The 18,931-nt window shown below is 69.0% G+C and carries 19 protein-coding genes; 10 read left to right on the top strand and 9 right to left on the bottom strand.

Annotated elements, in window-relative coordinates; genetic code table 11:
• Positions 1–31: 31 nt before the first annotated feature.
• From OOK40_RS05700 to OOK40_RS05690, 3 genes are read right to left on the bottom strand one after another with little or no spacing between them, the layout of a single operon-like run.
• On the bottom strand, positions 32–973 hold the full coding sequence (locus OOK40_RS05700; RefSeq protein ID WP_266477013.1) for a 3-oxoacyl-ACP reductase: 942 nt from the start codon (positions 971–973) through the stop codon (positions 32–34).
• Between the two features lie 19 nt (positions 974–992).
• Positions 993–2,069: a Zn-dependent alcohol dehydrogenase gene (locus tag OOK40_RS05695; protein ID WP_266477011.1), complete on the bottom strand. Its 1,077-nt coding sequence runs from the start codon at positions 2,067–2,069 to the stop codon at positions 993–995.
• Between the two features lie 13 nt (positions 2,070–2,082).
• Positions 2,083–2,937 carry a MaoC/PaaZ C-terminal domain-containing protein gene (locus OOK40_RS05690; RefSeq protein ID WP_266477010.1) on the bottom strand — a complete coding sequence of 285 codons (855 nt, stop codon included), beginning with the start codon at positions 2,935–2,937 and terminating at the stop codon, positions 2,083–2,085.
• A 324-nt stretch (positions 2,938–3,261) separates the two neighbouring features.
• Between OOK40_RS05690 and OOK40_RS05685 the strand changes: the two genes are divergently transcribed.
• The gene (locus tag OOK40_RS05685) at positions 3,262–3,894 is read left to right on the top strand and encodes a response regulator transcription factor (RefSeq protein ID WP_266478906.1); all 633 of its coding nucleotides are present in this window, start codon (positions 3,262–3,264) and stop codon (positions 3,892–3,894) included.
• 57 nt (positions 3,895–3,951) lie between these two features.
• Here OOK40_RS05685 and OOK40_RS05680 read toward each other — a convergent pair whose 3' ends face one another.
• Together OOK40_RS05680 and OOK40_RS05675 are read right to left on the bottom strand one after the other, a co-directional pair.
• Positions 3,952–6,585, bottom strand: a complete 2,634-nt coding sequence (locus OOK40_RS05680) for a PAS domain S-box protein (protein ID WP_266478903.1) — start codon at positions 6,583–6,585, stop codon at positions 3,952–3,954.
• A gap of 227 nt (positions 6,586–6,812) precedes the next feature.
• Positions 6,813–7,994 (bottom strand): FAD-dependent monooxygenase, encoded by a 1,182-nt coding sequence (locus OOK40_RS05675; protein WP_266477008.1) that lies wholly within the window; start codon positions 7,992–7,994, stop codon positions 6,813–6,815.
• Positions 7,995–8,068: 74 nt separating this feature from the next.
• Between OOK40_RS05675 and OOK40_RS05670 the strand changes: the two genes are divergently transcribed.
• Complete coding sequence (locus tag OOK40_RS05670; RefSeq protein ID WP_266477007.1) at positions 8,069–8,641, top strand: TetR/AcrR family transcriptional regulator; 573 nt, start codon at positions 8,069–8,071, stop codon at positions 8,639–8,641.
• Here OOK40_RS05670 and OOK40_RS05665 read toward each other — a convergent pair.
• The 4 genes from OOK40_RS05665 to OOK40_RS05650 form a co-directional block, all read right to left on the bottom strand.
• Positions 8,638–9,891, bottom strand: a complete 1,254-nt coding sequence (locus tag OOK40_RS05665) for a lipid-transfer protein (RefSeq protein WP_266477006.1) — start codon at positions 9,889–9,891, stop codon at positions 8,638–8,640. The genes OOK40_RS05670 and OOK40_RS05665 overlap by 4 nt on opposite strands.
• An 11-nt stretch (positions 9,892–9,902) precedes the next feature.
• Positions 9,903–12,053 (bottom strand): acyl-CoA dehydrogenase, encoded by a 2,151-nt coding sequence (locus OOK40_RS05660; protein WP_266477005.1) that lies wholly within the window; start codon positions 12,051–12,053, stop codon positions 9,903–9,905.
• Positions 12,054–12,294: 241 nt separating this feature from the next.
• Entirely contained in the window at positions 12,295–13,032 is a 738-nt protein-coding gene (locus OOK40_RS05655; RefSeq protein WP_266477003.1) for a MerR family transcriptional regulator, read from the bottom strand.
• 42 nt (positions 13,033–13,074) lie between these two features.
• Positions 13,075–13,989, bottom strand: a complete 915-nt coding sequence (locus tag OOK40_RS05650) for an alpha/beta fold hydrolase (RefSeq protein ID WP_266477002.1) — start codon at positions 13,987–13,989, stop codon at positions 13,075–13,077.
• Between the two features lie 193 nt (positions 13,990–14,182).
• Here OOK40_RS05650 and OOK40_RS05645 point away from each other — a divergent pair, with 193 nt between their 5' ends.
• From OOK40_RS05645 to OOK40_RS05610, 8 genes are all read left to right on the top strand, one after another.
• Positions 14,183–14,782 carry a GNAT family N-acetyltransferase gene (locus OOK40_RS05645; protein WP_266477001.1) on the top strand — a complete coding sequence of 200 codons (600 nt, stop codon included), beginning with the start codon at positions 14,183–14,185 and terminating at the stop codon, positions 14,780–14,782.
• Between the two features lie 210 nt (positions 14,783–14,992).
• Positions 14,993–15,223: a hypothetical protein gene (locus OOK40_RS05640; RefSeq protein ID WP_266476999.1), complete on the top strand. Its 231-nt coding sequence runs from the start codon at positions 14,993–14,995 to the stop codon at positions 15,221–15,223.
• Positions 15,201–15,725 carry a DUF6879 family protein gene (locus OOK40_RS05635; protein WP_266476997.1) on the top strand — a complete coding sequence of 175 codons (525 nt, stop codon included), beginning with the start codon at positions 15,201–15,203 and terminating at the stop codon, positions 15,723–15,725. Before OOK40_RS05640 ends, OOK40_RS05635 begins: the two co-directional genes overlap by 23 nt.
• A 23-nt stretch (positions 15,726–15,748) precedes the next feature.
• Positions 15,749–16,600 (top strand): helix-turn-helix transcriptional regulator, encoded by an 852-nt coding sequence (locus OOK40_RS05630; RefSeq protein WP_266476995.1) that lies wholly within the window; start codon positions 15,749–15,751, stop codon positions 16,598–16,600.
• Between the two features lie 99 nt (positions 16,601–16,699).
• Positions 16,700–16,909 carry a hypothetical protein gene (locus OOK40_RS05625; RefSeq protein ID WP_266476993.1) on the top strand — a complete coding sequence of 70 codons (210 nt, stop codon included), beginning with the start codon at positions 16,700–16,702 and terminating at the stop codon, positions 16,907–16,909.
• Between the two features lie 14 nt (positions 16,910–16,923).
• A complete protein-coding gene (gene amcB, locus OOK40_RS05620; RefSeq protein WP_266476992.1) occupies positions 16,924–18,009 on the top strand; it encodes a cyclophane-forming radical SAM peptide maturase AmcB in 1,086 nt (361 codons plus the stop codon).
• Positions 17,987–18,163, top strand: coding sequence for a multiple cyclophane-containing RiPP AmcA (amcA, locus tag OOK40_RS05615; RefSeq protein WP_266476991.1), 177 nt, complete (start codon positions 17,987–17,989; stop codon positions 18,161–18,163). Before amcB ends, amcA begins: the two co-directional genes overlap by 23 nt.
• A 72-nt stretch (positions 18,164–18,235) precedes the next feature.
• A complete protein-coding gene (locus OOK40_RS05610; protein ID WP_266476990.1) occupies positions 18,236–18,922 on the top strand; it encodes a pentapeptide repeat-containing protein in 687 nt (228 codons plus the stop codon).
• Positions 18,923–18,931 lie beyond the last annotated feature (9 nt).

Raw genomic sequence — 18,931 nt, 5'->3', positions numbered from 1 at the left:
CAGCGGCACCCGGCACACCGCACCCGCACCGCTACCCCCGCTTCAGGCCCAAGACCTCCGCCGCAGCGAACGTCCCGCCCCCCGGCCGCTCCGCGTAATACGCGCCCAGCACTCCCTCCAGCTCCTCGAAGCTGAACGCCTCCTTCGACGTGTCGAACTTCGCCGCCACCTTCGGGCGTTCCACGATCGCCACCATCCCGCCGTGCACGACCAGCAGTTGCCCGTTGACCGTTCCCGCCGCCGGGGAGGCGAGATAGCCCACCAGCGGGGCGACATGCTCCGGTGCCAGCGGGTCGAGTTCGCCGGCCGCCGGTTCGGCGAAGCCCGCGAAGACGTCTTCCGTCATGCGCGTACGGGCCCTCGGGCAGATCACATTGGCCCTCACGCCGTACTTGGACAGTGCCAGGGCCGTCGACGTCGTCAGGCCGACGATGCCGCCCTTTGCCGCCGCGTAGTTGGGCTGGCCCGCCGAGCCTGCCAGGAACGCCTCCGACGAGGTGTTGACGATCCGGCCGTAGACCGGGCCACCCGCCGCCTTGGAGCGCTCGCGCCAGTGGACGGATGCGAAGTGGGTCGTGTTGAAGTGGCCCTTGAGGTGAACGCGGATCACCGAGTCCCATTCGCTCTCGGTCATCGAGAAGATCATCCGGTCGCGCAGGATGCCCGCGTTGTTGACCAGGATGTCGAGCTTGCCGTACGTCGTGACGGCCAGGTCGACGAGGGCGCGCGCGGACTCGAAGTCGGACACGTCGCCGAGGTGCGCGACTGCCCGGCCGCCCGCCGCGCGGATCTCTTCGGCGACGTTCTCCGCGGGCGCGGCGGACGCCTCGCCCGAGCCGTCGCGGCCCGGGCGGCCGTAGTCGTTGACGACGACCGCCGCGCCGAGCCGGGCGAGTTCCAGGGCTTCCGCCCGGCCGAGACCGCGGCCCGCGCCGGTGACGATCGCGCTGAGGCCCTCAAGTGGGAGTGACATCAGTGACTTCAACGTCCTCTCAGATCTCGATGCAGGTGCGCAGCGCCTCGCCCGTGCGCATCTGGGCCAGCGCCTCGTTGATCTCCGCGAGCTTCACCCGGTGGGTGATGAGCCCTTCGAGGTCGATACGGCCCGCGCGCCACAGGGCGATGGCCCTCTCGTACGAGGTGAGCACGTCCCCGCCCCCGTACATGGACGGCAGGATCCGCTTCTCGTCGAAGAACAGCTCGAACATGTTGAGCTGGAGGTGGTCGTCCATGGCGCCCGCGCCGACGATGCACAGGGTGCCGCCGCGCCGGGTCGTCTCGTACGCGGTGCGCGCGGTGGCGGATTTGCCGACGACCTCGAAGACGTAGTCGAAGCCCTCGCCCGCGGTGACGCGCTGCTTGGCATCGGCGAGTTCGTCGGGCGAGACGGCTTCCGTGGCGCCGAACTTCAGGGCCGCCTCGCGCCGGGTGGCGACCGGGTCGACCGCGACGATCTGGGCCGCGCCCTTGAGCCGGGCGCCCTGGATCGCGGAGATGCCGACCCCGCCGCACCCGATGACGGCGACCGACGAACCGGCCGCCACATCCGCGGTGTTGATGGCCGCGCCGAGGCCGGTGGTCACTCCGCAGCCGATGAGCGCGGCGATGTCGAAGGGCACGTCGTCGGGGATCGGCACGGCGCAGCCCGCAGGGACGACGACTTCCTCGGTGAAGGTTCCGGTGCCGGCGAAGCCGAAGACGTCGCCGCCGGGGCGCTTGAAGTTGGGGGTGCCGGCGTTCATGAATCCGGCCAGGCACAGTTCGCTCTGGCCGCGCTTGCAGGCGGGACAGACACGGCACGCGGGCAGCCAGCACAGCAGCACCCGGTCGCCCTGCGAGAGCCCGTTCACGCCGTCGCCGACGTCGGTGATCTCGCCCGCCCCCTCGTGTCCGGGGACGAAGGGCGCGGGCTGCGGCAGTACGCCGTTCATGGCCGAGATGTCGGAGTGGCACAGTCCGGTGGCCCGGACCCGGATCCTGACCTTGCCGGGGCCGAAGCCCACCGCCTCGACGTCGTCGAGGACTTCGAGCTTGTCCTGCCCTGTCTCGTGCAGTACCGCTGCGCGCATGACGCGGCTCCCTTCAGGACGTTTCCACGAGGGTGTCGACGAGGACCGGGGCGTCGTCCCGTTCCACGGCTGTCACCGACACCTGGACCTTGCTGTCTTGCTGCCACATCCGGATACGCAGGGTCTCGCCCGGGAAGACCACTCCGGCGAAGCGTGTGGTGTACGAGCGGACGCGGCGGACGTCCCCGCCGAGGACGGTGTCGACGACGGCCTTGAGGGTCATCCCGTACGTGCAGAGCCCGTGCAGGATGGGCCGGTCGAAGCCCGCGAGCGCGGCGAACTCGGGGTCGGCGTGCAGGGGGTTGAAGTCGCCGGAGAGCCGGTAGAGCAGCGCCTGGTCCTCGCGGATGCTCCGTTCGACGGTCTTGTCGGGCTCGCGTTCCGGCTGCTCCAGGCGCACCGACGGCCCGCGATCGCCTCCGAAGCCGCCTTCTCCGCGTACGAAGATCTGGGAGTCGCTCGTCCACAGCGGCCCGTCGTCGTCGGCGGCATCGGTGCGCAGGACGAGGACCGCGGCTTTGCCCTTGTCGTAGACGGCGGCGACGCGCGAGGTCGAGGCGGCTTTCCCTTCGACCGGGAGCGGCCGGTGCAGCCGGATGGTCTGTCCGCCGTGGAGTACGGATGTGAGGTCGATGTCGAGCCCGGGGCTGCCGAGTCCGGCGACGACGCCAAGGCGCCCGCCCGCGACGGTGGCGAAGCTGGGCAGTACGTGCAGCTTCGATTCGAGGGTGTAGCGCAGTTCGCCGGGATCGGTGGCGGGGACACCCGCGCCGAGGCCGAGGTGGTAGAGCAGGACGTCCTTGCGGTCCCAGCGGATCTCGGCGCTGCGGGGTTCGGCGGCGACGGCCTTGGCGGCATCAATGGGCATGGGGTTGCTGCTCCTTGATGGGTGGAAGACCTCGGCGCGGCCGTCCGCACCGTCGGCCGCACCGAGGTCGCACGGGACCGGCCCGGGGCGCCCGTTCTAGAACGCGTTCTAGGGTCGGTGGCCCCTATGTATAACGCAGCCCCCAGAACTTGTGAAGACTGCTGACTCCATGTCAGATACCGTGGGCGGCCCCGGACATTTGTCACTGCCGAGTGCGTACGGCTCTTCGGTGATCGCCGGGGTGCGGAACGGCGGGATCGCTTTGACCTGCGACGCATGGCCGCCGAACCCCCAGATCCGCCATACGCTTACATCGTGGAAGAAATGCCCCAGGACCACCGGCCCGCCAAGTCCGTACGCGTACTCCTCGCCGAGGACCCGGGCATGATGCGCGGCGCGCTCGCGCTGCTCCTCGGGCTGGAGCCGGACATCGAAGTCGTCGCACAGGTCGCCCGCGGCGACTCCATCGTCGACGCCGCGCTCACCTCGCGCCCCGACGTGGCGCTCCTCGACATCGAACTGCCCGGCCGCAGCGGCCTCGACGCGGCCGCCGACCTGCGGGACGAGGTCCCCGACTGCCGGGTACTGATCCTCACCACCTTCGGGCGCCCCGGCCATCTGCGCCGAGCGATGGAAGCCGGAGCAGCGGGCTTCCTGGTCAAGGACGGGCCCGTGGAGGAACTGGCCGGGGCCATCCGCAAGGTCCTGACCGGCGAGACGGTCATCGACCCGGCCCTGGCCGCAGCGGCCCTGAGCGCGGGCCCGAGCCCGCTCACCGCGCGAGAGCGGGAGGTCCTGAACGCGTCGGTGGACGGGGCGACGGTGTCCGACATCGCGGGGACGCTGCATCTGTCCGAGTCGACGGTACGGAACGATCTGTCGTCGGCGATCGGCAAGACGGGCACGCGCAACCGCATGGAGGCGGTGCGGGCGGCGCGGCAGCAGGGCTGGCTGTAGCCGGCGCCGCGTATTCAGCCCGTCCAGTATTGAGCCCGTCCGCCGTTCGAGGGTGTCTCAGCGTGTCGTCTTTTTCAGCTCAAGGGTGAACCAGGTGGTCTTGCCCTCGTCGGTGGGACGCACTCCCCAGCTGTCGGCGAGGGCCCGGACGAGGATCAGTCCCCTGCCGGACTCCTCGTCCTCTGCCGCGAGCCGGGGCTGGGGCAGATGGGGGCTGTGGTCGCTGACCTCGACGGTGAGATCGGTGGCGGTACGGCGCAGGTGCAGGCCGATGGGTCCCTGCGCGTGCTGGACGGCGTTGGTCAGGATCTCGGAGAGCAGGAGCTGTGCCTCGTCCGCGGCCTCCGTACAGTCCCAGGAGGAGAGGGCCTTGCCGAGGAAGGCGCGGCCCTCGGGCACCGAGTCGGGGATGGCGGGCAGGTCGGTGGTGACGGCGGCCAGGGGCGCGTCGGGCAGTCGTGTCAGCAGCAGGGTGACGTCGTCGTTGTGGCCCTCGACGTCAGGCAACAGGGTGGCGAGGATGTGATCGGCGGCTGCCTCCAGCTCGGGAGGGGCGGCGAAGAGGTCGCTCAGGGTAGTGGTGAGCTGGGTGAGTTGGTCCTCGATGTCGCTGCCGGGGGTTTCGATCAGGCCGTCGGTGTAGAGCACGAGGGTGGCGCCGGGCGGTATGACGGCGCTGGACTGCTGGTAAAGGATGTCGCCGACGCCGAGGGGAGCGTTCACGGGCGCCGCGAGCGCCCGGGCGCCGTCGCCGGGGGTGGCGATCAGGGTGGGCAGATGGCCGGCCGAGCAGACCGTGACCTCGCCCGCGTCGGCGGCGATGACCAGATAGCAGCAGGTGACCAGTTGGTCGGGGACGTCCAGGTCGGCCACGCAGGTGTCCAGGGCCTGCATGAGCTGGCGGGGCTGCATGCCGGTCTTGGCCAGGGCGTGCGCGGCGGAGCGCAACTGGCCCATGACGGCAGCGGCTTCCAGGCCCCGGCCCATCACGTCGCCGATCAGGACGCCCACCCGGCCGGCCCCGAGCGGGATGAGGTCGAACCAGTCGCCGCCGACCCCGGCGCCTTGGGTGGCGGGCCGGTAGCGGCTGGCGGTGGCGAGGCCGGGGATGGCGGGCGGGGTGCCCATCAGGCTGCGCTGGAGAGTAAGGGCGATGTGTCGCTGTTGTTCGTAGAGAACGGTCAGTTCCGCCTCGGCCTGCTTGCGGTCGCTGATGTCGCGGACGATGGCGCACGCGCCGGTGACTGTGCCGTTCGCGGCGCGGGTGGGCCAGAGGGTGATGTCGACGTCCAGCAGAGCACCGGAGCGGGTGAGGCGCAGGGTCTCGAAGTGCTCGACCCTCTCTCCGTTGCGCAGCCGGTGCATGAGTACGGCGATCTCGTCCCGGCGTTCGGGCGAGGCGAGCAGGGCCACGTGCCGGCCCATGACCTCGGCCCGGGTGTAGCCGTACAGCCGCTGGGCGGCGGCGTTCCAGTAGGTGATGTGGCCGTCGAGGGTCTTGGCGAGGATCGCGTCCTGGGAGGACTCGACGAGCGCGGCGAGTTCGTTGATGCGTTCCTCGGCGGCTTTACGGTCACTGACGTCCCGGACGGCAGCGGACACAAGAAGACCGTCGCTGGTCTCCAGCGGACTGAGACTGATCTCGACAGGGAACTCGGTACCGTCCTTACGCAGCCCATTCAACTCCAACCCCGCACCCATCGGCCGCACCTGGCGATTGTTGGCATAACCATCACGATGACCCGCATGGTGAGCCCGGAACCGGCCAGGGACCAGCAACTCGACAGGATGACCCAGCAACTCACCACGCTGATAACCGAAGAGAGCTTCGGTCTGGGCATTCACGAGCTTGATGATGCCGGTGTCATCCACAATGACCATCGCGTCCGGCGCCGCCTCCAACAACCCCCGAAACCGCTCCTCGGCAGCTTTACGGTCACTGACGTCCCGGACGGCAGCGGACACAAGAAGACCGTCGCTGGTCTCCAGCGGACTGAGACTGATCTCGACAGGGAACTCGGTACCGTCCTTACGCAGCCCATTCAACTCCAACCCCGCACCCATCGGCCGCACCTGGCGATTATTGGCATAACCATCACGATGACCCGCATGGTGAGCCCGGAACCGGCCAGGGACCAGCAACTCGACAGGATGACCCAGCAACTCACCACGCTGATAACCGAAGAGAGCTTCGGTCTGGGCATTCACGAGCTTGATGATGCCGGTGTCATCCACAATGACCATCGCGTCCGGCGCCGCCTCCAACAACCCCCGAAACCGCTCCTCGGCAGCTTTACGGTCACTGACGTCCCGGACGGCAGCGGACACAAGAAGACCGTCGCTGGTCTCCAGCGGACTGAGACTGATCTCGACAGGGAACTCGGTACCGTCCTTACGCAGCCCATTCAACTCCAACCCCGCACCCATCGGCCGCACCTGGCGATTGTTGGCATAACCATCACGATGACCCGCATGGTGAGCCCGGAACCGGCCAGGGACCAGCAACTCGACAGGATGACCCAGCAACTCACCACGCTGATAACCGAAGAGAGCTTCGGTCTGGGCATTCACGAGCTTGATGATGCCGGTGTCATCCACAATGACCATCGCGTCCGGCGCCGCCTCCAACAACCCCCGAAACCGCTCCTCAGCAGCTCCCGGCCCACCTTCGTGAGCCGCGACACCACACAGACACTGATTCCGGACCGCCGCATCCGCGGACCGAGCCGATGCCGGTCCAACAAAGTCACCCATGTCCGCCCCAGACGTGCCGCCTACCGTGAATCGGGCCATTCCAGTACGCCTGGACCGCGCCCGCCGCGACTTGTCGCTTACTGGCTTCACAACGGCCGAACCTGTCCGCCGACAGTGCCCCCGGTGACCGTCTGACGACGACGCAAGAACCTGGCGGGTCCCTGCTACCCGGGGAGGCGGAAGCCGTTGAACAGGTCGTCCATGCCGCGCAGGGCAAGGCGGGCAGGGGTGGCACGGACCGCGAGGTCGCGGGCCGCCACCGCGAGCGGGTTACGGAGGGCGCCCAGGCGGCCGACCCGGCGGGCGCGGACGCGCACGGCGTCGGTGCGGTCGCGGCGGGCGGCGGTGTACGCGGCGAGGGCGGCCGGGACGGAGTCTGTGCTGTCTCCGCCGTCTCCGGCGGGAAGCAGGTGCGCGAGGAGCACCGCGTCCTCGATGGCCTGGCAGCCGCCCTGGCCGAGGTTGGGGGCCATGGCGTGGGCGGCGTCGCCCAGCCAGGCGATCCGGCCGTGGTGCAGGGTGGGGAGCGGAGCGGCCAGGTCGTAGAGGTCGTTCTGGAGGACGTCGGCGGGGTCGAGTCGCCCGACGCGGTCCAGCAGGGCCGGAATCGGGTCGTGCCACAAGCCGAAGCGGTGCCGGAGTTCGGCGCGGGGGTCGGCCGACCGGGTGCCGGCCGGGACGACCGCGGTGGCGTAGAGGTAGAACCGGCCGTCGGTGAGCGGGGTGATGCCGAACCGCTCGCCCCGCCCCCAGGTCTCGCTCATGGCCGCTATCCGGAGGTCCGGGGCGTCCACGATGGTCCGCCAGGCGGTCTCGCCGATGTAGTGCAGGCCGGGGTGGGCGGGGAAGTACGCGCGGCGCAGCGGGCTGTGGATGCCGTCGGCGGCGACGACCAGATCGGCGGGAAGGTCCGGGCCGACTTCCGTACGGATGATCGGGCGGCCCGCGGCGTCGTCGACGGCGGTCACGGCGGTGCTGTAGCGGAGGGCCTCCGGCGGCAGGGCGGCGGTCAGGGCCGCGGCAAGGGCCGGGCGCGGGACGGCGATCGGGGGCATGCCGTAACGGGCTGCCATGTCGGCGGTGTCGGCCCGGCTGAGCCACTGGCCGTCGGAGCGGCGCAGGCCCATCGTTGTGGGTACGGCGCTGCCGGCGGCGTGGGCGGCGTCGACGTCGATGCTGTCGAGTGCACGCAGGGCGTTGGGGGCGAGGCCGATGCCGGCGCCGGTGGAGGGGGGTTCGGGGGCGCGTTCGCAGACGGTGACGTGCCAGCCGCGGCGGTGCAGTGCGATGCCGGCTGTGAGGCCGCCTATTCCGGCCCCGACCACCACCGCGTGACGTTTCGGCATGGAACACCTCTCCGTTCGGTTCAGGCATCCTCTACACCTGTAGAGCCCTCACTCTACAACTGTAGAGTGAGGGCATGTCCAGCCCTGACCGCCGCACCCTCATCGCGGACACCGCGATCGCCACCGTGGCCGCGGCCGGCCTGCGGGGGCTCACGCACCGCGCGATCGACACCGCGGCGGGGCTGCCCGCGGGCAGCACGTCGTACTACTTCCGCACGCGTACGGCGCTGATTGGCGCATGCTATGCGCGCATCGCGGAACTGGACCTGGACGACGTCGAGTTGAGGCAGCCGGTCTCGCGGGAGGAGGCCGCGGCCTCGCTCGGGGCGCTGCTGCACCGCTGGCTGACCACGGGCCGCGAGCGCCAGCTCGCCCGCTACGAGCTCAGCCTTGAGGCTGCGCGCACGCCGGAGTTGGCGTCGGCTCTCCACCGGGCGGGCCTGGCGGCCCGCGCCGGTGCGGCCGCCGTTCTCGCGGCGCTGGGCGCCGCCCGGCCCCCGGAGGCCGCCGAGCTGCTGGTCGCCTGGATGGACGGCCTGCTCTTCGACCGCCTCGCCGGCGCGATGGCTCGCACCCGGCCCGCGCCCGACCTGGCGGAACTCACGGCGGTGGCCCGCCGGATGCTTGACGCTGCGCTGGCAGACTAGGAGTTGCCGTGCGGTTCGACCTCGATGGTGATGGGCCCGGACGTCCGGAGCAGCGTCACCACCGCCGCGCCGCCGAGCCCGATGTTGTGCGCGAGCCCCACCCGCGCCCCTGCCACCTGCCGCCGCCCCGCCTCTCCCCTCAACTGCCGGACCAGTTCGGCCGCCTGGGCCAGACCGGTCGCGCCGAGCGGATGGCCCTTGGAGATCAGGCCGCCCGACGGGTTGACCACCCACCGGCCGCCGTACGTCGTCGCGCCGCTCTCCACGAGCTTGCCGGACTCGCCGTCCTCGCACATGCCGAGCGCCTCATACGTCAGCAGCTCGTTGATGGAGAAGCAGTCGTGCAGCTCGATGACGTCGACGTCCTCGATGCCCAGGCCTGACTTCTCGTACACGCTCATTGCTGCCTGCCGCGACATCGGCTTGCCGACGACGTCGATGCAGGAGCCGGAGGCGAAGGACTCCTCGGTGTCGGTGGTCATGGCCTGGGCGGCGATCTCCACGGCCTTGTCGTGCAGCCCGTGCCGGACGACGAAACGCTCGGAGACGACCACGGCCGCGGCCGCGCCGTCCGAGGTGGGCGAGCACTGGAGCTTGGTCAGCGGCCGGTGGATCGTCTTCGCGGCGAGGATCTCGTCCACCGAGTAGACGTCCTGGAACTGGGCTTCCGGGTTGTTCGCCGAGTGCCGGTGGTTCTTGGCGCCGACGGCGGCGAGCTGCGCCTCGGTCGTGCCGTACCGCTCCATGTGCTCGCGGGCGGCGTTGCCGAAGATCTGGGCGGTGGGGGGTGTCATCTCGAAGCCGTGCGCGGCCGCCATGACGCCGTAGTGCCGGGCGACGGGTGACGTGGCGCCCCCGACATTGGCGGCTCCGCCGCGGGCCCCGCCGTCCGCACCCGCCCCCAGCGCCCCGCGGGTCATCTTCTCGAAGCCGAGCGCCAGTACGCAGTCGCTGATGCCGCCCTCGACGAACTGCCGCGCCATCATCAGCGCCGTCGAGCCGGTCGCACAGTTGTTGTTGACGTTGTAGACGGGCACACCGGTCAGCCCGAGTTCGTACGCGGCCCGCTGCCCCGCTGTCGACGCCTGGAAGCAGTACCCGACAGGCACCTGCTCTACGAGGTCGTACGAGATCCCCGCGTCGGCGAGCGCGCCCGTCCCCGCCTCCTTCGCCATGTCCCAGTACTGCCAGTCCCTCGACTCGGGCTTCTCGAACTTCGTCGTCCCAACCCCGACGATGTACGCCTTCATGGTCTTCCCTCTCAGTCCCTGGGCAGGCCGAGGATGCGCTCGGCGACGACATTGAGCTGTACCTGCGTGGTGCCGCCCGCGATGGTGAGGCAGCGCGACATGAGAAAGCCGTGCACGGCTCGCGCGCCCGCGCCTTCGTTCAACGCGCCCTCGGGCCCGAGCAGTTCGAGTCCGAGCTCGGCGGTCTTCTGCTGGTGCACGGTCTGGATGAGTTTGCGTACGGACGCGCCCGCGCCCGGTTCGAGCCCGGACACCTGCCGCATCGTGGTCCGCAGCCCGATGCAGGCGAGGGCGTGCGCCTCGGCCGCCAGCGCCCCGATCCGTACGCGGTCCGCGCCGTCCAGGCCGGACGCCCGCGCGAGAAGGGCCTCAAGGCCCGTGTCGAAGGCCATCTGGTCGGCCATGTGGACGCGTTCGTTGCCGAGCGTGTTGCGGGCGACCTTCCAGCCCTCGCCGATCTTCCCCACCACCGCGTCGTCCGGCAGCAGCGCAGCGTCGAAGTAGACCTCGTTGAAGAGGGAGTCGCCGGTGATCTCCTTCAGCGGCCGGATGTCGATTCCGTCCGTCCGCCTCATGTCGACGACGAAGTAGGTGAGTCCCTTGTGCTTGGGGGCTTCGGGGTCGGTACGGGCGAGCAGGATGCCGTAGTCGGCCCGCTGGGCGGAGCTCGTCCACACCTTCTGGCCGCTGACGCGCCAGCCGTCCGGGGTCTTCTCTGCCCGGGTCCGCAGACTCGCCAGGTCCGATCCGGCGCCCGGCTCGGAGAACAACTGGCACCAGCGCAATTCGCCACGCAGGGTCGGCCCGAGGAAGCGCTCCCGCTGGGCGGGCGTCCCGTACGCGATGAGCGAAGGCACCACCCAGGTCGCGATCCCGAGGTCGCTCACCCGCACCCCGGCGGCCCGCAACTCCTCCTGCACGACGAGCTGCTGGACCGCTCCCGCGCCAAGGCCGTACGGCTCCGGCAGATGCGGTGCGGCGTACCCGGTGGGTGCGAGTTCCCTGCGTACGGCGTCGGGGTCGAGCCCTCGTACGCTCTCGGACGCCGCCCGGGCCGGTCCCCGGTGGCTCGCGGCCTGCGCCGGCAGTTCCAGCTTCAGCTCCCGCCGCGCCCCGCTCGCCGCGAGCCGGACCGCCCGCAGCCGATGGCTGTCGCCGGGTCCGAGCAACTGGCGCGCGACAAGGGCCCGGCGCAGATACAGGTGCGCGTCGTGCTCCCAGGTGAAGCCGATCCCGCCGAGCACCTGGATGCAGTCCTTGGCGCAGGAGTACGCGGCGTCGAGCGCGACACTCGCCGCCAGCGCTGCCGCGAGTCCCCGCACCTCTTCGGTGTCGTCCACCGCCCGTGCCGCGTCCCACGTCAGCGCGCGGGCCTGCTCGACGCGTACGAGCATGTCGGCGCACAGATGCTTGACGGCCTGGAACTGCCCGATGGGCCGCCCGAACTGCTCGCGCACCTTGGCGTATTCGGCCGCGGTGTGCAGCGCCCAGGCGGCGGTGCCGCACGCCTCTGCCGCGTACAGCACGCAGGCGAGGTCCCGTACGAGACCTGTGTCGATGTCCAGCACGCGGTCCCGCGGCACGGTCACGCCGTGCGCGGTGACCTCGGCGGTGGGCCGGGTCGGGTCGGCGCTCTCGTGCACGCGGACGGTGAGGCGGTCCCCGTCCGCCGCGAACCACGCGGTCCCGGTGTCGAGCACGAGCAGATCCGCCTGCCCGCCGCCGAGCACGGGCGGTGCGGTGCCGTCGAGCCGGTAGCCGTCCGGGGTTTCGGTGGCGGTGAGCGTCCCGGGGCCGAGCGCGACGGCCCCGATGCGCTCCCCGCCCGCGAGTGCGCCCGCCAGATCGCCCCGGCCCGCGCGGGCCAGCACGGCGGAAGCGAGCACGCTGGGCAGATACGGCCCCGGCAGCGCGGCCCGGCCCGTCTCCTCCAGGACAACGGCGAGGTCGAGCACCGTCCCGCCCCCACCGCGGTGCTCCTCGGCGAGGTGCGGGCCGAGGATGCCCTGCTCGGCGGCACCGTCCCAGTACCCGGGCCGCCCGGTCCCGTCACCGGGCGCGTCGAGCAGCTTCCGCACGGCCTCGGGTGGCACGGCGCGGGCGAGCCAGCCGCGCACCGACTCGGCCAACGCGAGCTGCTCCTGCGTGATTCCGATGCCCATGCGGGCAGACTAGAACACGTTCCAATCTGACGGAAGGTCAGATACGCGTTCTGGCATGCCGTTGACCGTCTGGTGGTGTCCTGTCTTGTTGGTCCCGTCTCTCTGAAGCCGAGAGGGTCTCGGTCTTTGTGACGCATCTGGTTGTACGTCTCTGTCAATCTCGGGCATCTGCTGCTGTGTCTCAGTCAATCCGAGGTACCGGACATCCGCCGCGCCTTCGGACGCGACCAGGGTGCTGGCTTCAGCTGTCGTGCCCGGCAGGTCGGCGCCGCTTGGCGCGGTGGACGAGCGCATCGACGATGCGTTGCCATGCCGGTGATGCCTCGGAGATCCGGGACGAGACCAGCTTCAGGTACCCTGCCCGGTTGCTGTCTCGTTCGTGTTTGATCTCCCATGCGTCCAGGTCGTCGATGAGCCGGTCCAGGCGTGGATCGTGCGGATCCCAGTCGACTGATTGATCACAGGCGAGATACAGGCGCGTCGTCTCAGGGTCGTCGAAGCCGGCGTTCTTGTCCCGTATCCGCTGCGGCATGACGTGCGGATCCAGTGCCTGCATCAGGATCCACGAGTCGCGCTCGACTCGTACCCTCCGTTCGCTGACCCCGAGACTGCGCATCCGGTTCAGGATGGCGACCACCTCAGGGGGCAGGACAAGCCTTTCGCCGCTCGCCAGTTCGGCGATCCTCCAGCGGTATTCGGTGAGCTGGTCGATCTTGCGCTGCAATTCGGCGTCGATGTCGGTGATGGCCGCGGCGAATTCGGTCGGCTGTGCATGCAGCAGCGCGTCGATACGGGCCAGTGGCACCCCGGCATCGGCGAGGGTCCTGATCCGGATGAGATCCACCGCCGCTTGCGCGCTGTAGCGGCGGTAGCCGGAGGCATCGCGCTCGGGCTCGGACAACAGGCCGACGTGGTGGTAGTGGCGAACGGTGCGCACGGTCACACCAGCGGTCGCCGCCAGCTGGCCGATCGTGAGCACCGTCCTCCTCGGGTCTTCGGGTCTTCGTGGGTCGTGCCGAGTCTAGGTGCGAGCCGCCCGGTCGACGACGTCGCGGACCGCCTGGACCACGGCATCGGGCCGGTCGAAGCAGAGCCGGTGGTGGGCGGTGTCAGAGATGATGCGTTGCTCCCCGTGCGAGACCCCGCTCGCCAAGGCCGCGTCCAGTCTCGTCCTGCCGTCATGCATCTCTTGCAACGTCCGCTCCGACGTCAGCGCCTGCTGGCCGGGGTCGGTGCCCACCACGGTGAGAGCAACCACCGGGACGTCGGGAATGTTCGGCCCGGCCCGCACTTCGGTGGCGAGTTCGGCCAACTTGGTGCGCTCGGCGATGCCGGCGTCGGTCCATTCCTCACTCATCTTGGCCTCGATCAGCGCCTGCCGCACGTGCTCCGGGTAGTCCGCGAGCAACTCTGCGAACATCTCGCGCAGGGCCGGGCGCATCTGTTCCAGCTGCTCCCGATCAGGTGCCATCTGCTCAACCACGGTTAGACCCGCCGTGGGAGGCATGAAGTCGTCCCAGTCGCGATGGAAGGCGTCCAACCAGACCAGTCCGGCCACGTCCTGCGGGTACAGCTGCGCGAACCGATGCGCGTAGAAGCCGCCGAGGGAGTGCGCCACCAGAACGTATGGGGCGGCGATGTTCTGGGCGCGCAGCAGCTCGCGCAGTTCCGTGGCGACCGCAGCGGCGGTGCGCGGCAGCGGGAGGGGATCGCTGTAGCCCGTGCCGCCGCGGTCGTACACAACGGCGGTGGTGAACTGCGAAACCCCCTGCTGGACACCGAAATAGTCCAGGCCGACCGCGCTGGCGCCCGGCAGGAACACCACGGCCGGTCCGCCGCTGCCCGACCGATGCACGAAAATGCGGCGGCCGTCGATCTCCTGGAACCCTCCGACCGACGGAGCGAGCCGAGCTGAGGTAGTGCTGCTGTTCGTCATGCGACCAGGCTCCAACCCTGACGTAGGGTCAGGGTCAACCCCTTCCGCCGCAATAGGTCACACAGCACTGTTGTGTCGAAGCGCGGCGTCCGGACGGCCCTTCTCATGTCACGGCCCGACCGGGACGATCACCATGTCCGCCGAGGCCGTAAAGCGGTGGACAGCCCTCCGGTGCTGGGCGAGCATCTCCGCGATGAATAACGAACCTCTCCCCATCCCCAAACGCGTCCGCTTCGTCGAGCTCAGCGCAAAGGCGCTGCGGGCGCTTGCCGACGGTGACCTCGCTGGCGGCAGCGCCGAGGCCAGGGTCGCCCTTGACGAATACTTCGTCTGCGACCGGGCCCGCTGGATCTTCGGCCATCGCGCTGACCAGCTCGCCGAGGACCCGTCTGCCGCGCCCTGGATCACGCGGGCCGCGGTGTCCGAGCCGGACGGGGCCGTCGTCGGCGACGCCGGGTTCCACGGGCCGCCGGACGAGGCCGGCATGGTCGAGGTCGGCTACACCGTCGTGCCCGGGTACCGCCGCCAGGGCTATGCCCGCGCCATGCTGACGGCGCTGCTCGTCAGGGCCGCCGCCGAACCCGGTGTCAGGACCGTGCGGGCCACTATCAGATCCGACAACAACGCCTCCCTGGCCACCATCGCGGGCTTCGGTTTCACGCGCGTCGGCGAGCAGGGGAACGAGCGCAACGGGCTCGAGATCGTCTTCGAGGTCCCCGCAGAAGCGATTCAGGCCGGGCAGCTTTACGGCCTCGGCGGACATGGTGATCGTCCCGGTCGGGCCGTGACATGAGAAGGGCCGCACGGGTTGGGTGAGTTGTGAAGCTGACCTGGGCCCGTGCGGCCTGTTCCCAACCTGCCCAGTCCGGTGTTTCACGCGCACATTTCGGCGAGGCGGCTCTCTCCGAGTCACAGCAAGTTCGTGCAAGTTCCGTGCACTGCCCCGGATTTGAATGCAAGAGTTCTAGCTCATAGATCGGCAACACCGAGCGAGGAGGGCACCATGGCTCTGCACAAGCTTGGCAAGGACCCGGAGAGTAAGTCCGGCGGATCCCCCACGATCTACCTGGACGACGAGAAGGACTCGTATGTCGTCCAGGGATGGCGGATCGAGGACGAGGACCGCCTGAAGCAGCTCGATGACATCCCCGGCCACGAGACCGTCGTCGAGATCCCCCGGCGGATGGTTCAGTTCTTCTTGGAGATGCGACGTGACGAAGGCACCGACCTTTGAGGATCTGCTGGCGTCAGCCCAGCAGTCGGCCGTGCACCTGGAGATGCGCGACGGGTACATGACCTCGGACCCGGCGTTCATCGCCTGGCAGAACGGGACTCTGACAGATCCGGTTGGTGATGACGCCGACTTCCAGCAGTGGCTCAAGTGGGTACGCGATGCCACCGAGCGTGGGGTCGCCATTCGCCGGGCCCGGGTCTTCTCGGTCCCGGAGTCGGACTACGTCCGGTTCGAGCACTACGTCTCGGATGCCAACGTGGAGGCAGGCGAGCAGATCCGCTGGCTGCCGCGCCGCCGGGCAACGGACATTGCCTTCCCCGGCAATGACTTCTGGGTGTTCGACAATCAGACAGTCTTGGTCCTCCACTTCACTGGGGACGGTGAGACGGCACCTGACTGGATGGAGCTCACGAAGGACCCGACGGTTCTCAAGCTGTGCGCGAGTGCCTTCGAAGCCGTGTGGGAACGCGCGATCCCCCACGCGGAATACCGGCCCGCCTGAGCGCACGACACCGAAGTAGAGCTGTGGCATCGTCGCCATCTTCAGCCGTCCAGGACGCCCGGCAAGCCCTGGGCGGTCGGCTTCGAGAGATCCGTAAGGCAAGCGGCTTCAGGACCGCACGGGCCTTCGCGGCCCGTGCCGGCTGGAGTGAGTCGAAAGCGTCCCGCATAGAGAACGGCGTGACGACGCCGTCCGACGACGACCTACGCCAGTACGCGGAACTGTGTCAGGTGCCCGAGACGTACCCCGACCTTCTCGCTACCGCGCACAACATTGAGGAGATGTACGTCGAGTGGCGGCGGCTGCAGCGGGAAGGGCTGCGTCCCGTCCAGGAGGCGCACGTCCCCTTGTACGAGCGCACACGGCACTTCCGCATCTACGAACCAGGCGTCATCCCAGGCCTGTTGCAGACCCGCGACTACGCCCGGTCGATCATGAGCCGCATCATCGGCTACTGGAACATCCCAGATGACACCGAAGACGCCGTCGACGTGCGCCTGGGCAGGCAGCGCGTGCTGCGCGACGCGAACCGAAAGTTCGGCATCCTGCTGGAAGAGACCGCGCTCAGGTCGCGGTTCGGTACCGCGGAGACCATGGCCAACCAGCTCGGCCACCTCCTGACCGTCTCCGTCCTCCAACAGGTCAGCCTCGGCATCATCCCCATGACAGCTGACCGCACGATGTGGCCCCTGGAAGGCTTCTGGATCTTCGATGACGAGCAGGTGATCATCGAATTGGCCACAGCTCAGGTGACGGTGAAGCAGCCCAGCGAGGTGTCCATGTACGCCCGCATGTTCTCCGACCTCGCTGGGATCGCCTGCTACGGCAAACCGGCTCGCGCGCTGATCTCCGAGGCCATCGACGCCTTGGAGTGAATGCGTGCAAGGCCCTGCAAATTTCTTGAGTCAGGCCGGTCCCCTTGTCGATGCTGTCTACACCTCTAACAGCAGCCATCAAGATCGGTGGTGACACCTGTGCCCGTCGCGAAGACCGGTTCCAGGCCTCTCGACAGCATCTCCGCCAATGCCGCAAGGGAGTTGAGCGACGCTCTGGAGTCGATCGGCGTCAAACTTCCCTCAGCCCGAGGAGAGGGCGAGGTGAACGGCAAGGCCTACGTGAACCTCGGTGGCTGCGCCGCAGAGCAGGCGTTCGCCCTGGCGCACTGGATCCGAGACCACCAGTGACGCGCCTCGCCGACGTGCCTCGCGCGGTCATCATGCAGCCGACGACGCTGTGCCAGCCACTCGACTGCACCTACTGCTACCTGCCCTTCCGCAAGACGAAGCACCTCATGCCGATGCCGGTGGCACAAGCCGTCGCCGACCCGGTCAATAGGTGTGCCCAAGACGATCCGCAGTTCGAGGTGGTGTGGCACGGCGGCGAACCCCTTGCCACCGGCCGGGAGTATCTTGCCGCGCTCATGGACCCGTTCCGGGGTGTAAAGCACACCCTTCAGACGAACGCTGTGCTCCTCGATGACGCCTGGTGCACTTTCCTGCTGGAACGAGACATTGGCGTCGGCGTCAGCGTCGACGGTCCGGAGGACATGAACACCCATCGGGTCACCCGGGCGGGGCACCCGGCCTATCGGCTGATCAAACGCGGGATCGACCGCCTCCGCCACCACGGCATTCCCTTCTCGGCGATCGCCGTGGTCTCCCACCCGGACCCCGCGCGGGCAGCCGACTTGTACGAGTTCTTCGTCGATCTCGGCTGCCATTCCCTCGGCGTCAACATCGAGGAGCAGGAGGGCGTCAACGTCACCGGTGGCCAGGACTTCGAGCAGGCAGCCGGCTTCTGGGAAGCCCTCACATCGGCCTGGCACGACAACCCCGTCCTCCAGCTTCGGGAAGTCGACCGGGTCCTGGACTTCGCCGGATCGGTGCTCGACGGCGACGTGGGATCGCCCCCAGTCCTCCAGGCATGGGACCCGTTGCCCACGATCGCCTACGACGGCGGCGTGGTGCTCATATCTCCCGAGCTCGCGGGGTTCACCGACGAACGCTTCGGCGACTTCACCACTGGCAACGTCCTGCACACCGGCCTCGACGTGCTCCTGGCCGAGGCGCACCAGCGCACCCGCTGGTTGTCCGAATTCTGGAGCGGAGTCGACGCCTGCAAGGCCACATGCCCCTACTTCAGCTTCTGTGGCGGCGCCCATCCAGCAAACCGGTACTTCGAACACCAGGGGCGGATGGACGGCACCCGCACCCGATACTGCACCACCTCGAAGATCGCCCTATTCGAAGGAGTCAACCGCCATGCCCACGCTCACAGCCACTGACCGGGTACTGGATTCGGCCGACACATTCCGGGCCCTGATACGCCTGACCACCCTCGTCCCTGTCTCGAAGTTCGACAATCGACCCACGTGGGCGAACAGCACACCGAAGTTCGACAACCGGCCCACCTGGGACAACTGGAACAAGAAGAAGTAGCTTCACCGCGGCGGGCCGCGGCCTTACTCGCGCGGCCTGCCCCTACCCGCCCCGAATGGGAGACGACAGCTTGTGGATTCCCGATCCTTCGGCCGTGCCCGGCTCACCCTGCCCGACTTCGACCAGCCGGGCCCGTACCTGGCCAACGTCACCTCCCTCGAATCCAGCCGCGGTAGCGTTCAGGAGTTTCTGTACGCCGACGCCGACCTCCGCGCGCTCGAGCTGGCCGACACCCAGCTCATTACCGGCCGCATCACGGGTCTGCGCGCTGCCCGCGTCCAGCTCCAGTCGTTGAACCTGCACTCCGTCGAGTTCGACGCCTGCAACCTCGGCACCGCCCAGTGGGCCGACAGCAAGCTGTCCCGCGTCGTGTTCCGAAACTGCAAGGTCATGGGCGCAACCTTCGACGGCCTCGCCCTTGACGAAGTCCTCTTCGAGAACTGCAAGCTCGACTACACCGCCTTCGCCAAGGTCCGAGTCACCGGGCCTCTCGCCTTCTCCAAGTGTGCACTGTCGGAAGCCTCGTTCACCGACTGCGACCTCACCGACGCTGTGTTCAGCGACTGCACGTTGCGGCTGACCGAATTCGGCCGGGGCCGCTATCAGGGACTGGACCTGCGCGGCAACGACCTGTCGACGGTGCGCGGCGTCCACCGCCTGGCGAAGGTCCTTATCGACCGCGCACAGCAGGCAGACATGGCTGAGGCACTGCTGGCCGAGCTGGACGTGACCTACGGCGACGACTTCGAGGAACGCTGACGGAGGACC

This window comes from Streptomyces sp. NBC_01481, assembly GCF_026339995.1.
Classification (GTDB): Bacteria; Actinomycetota; Actinomycetes; order Streptomycetales; family Streptomycetaceae; genus Streptomyces.
This window is presented reverse-complemented; position numbering and strand designations above follow the sequence as displayed.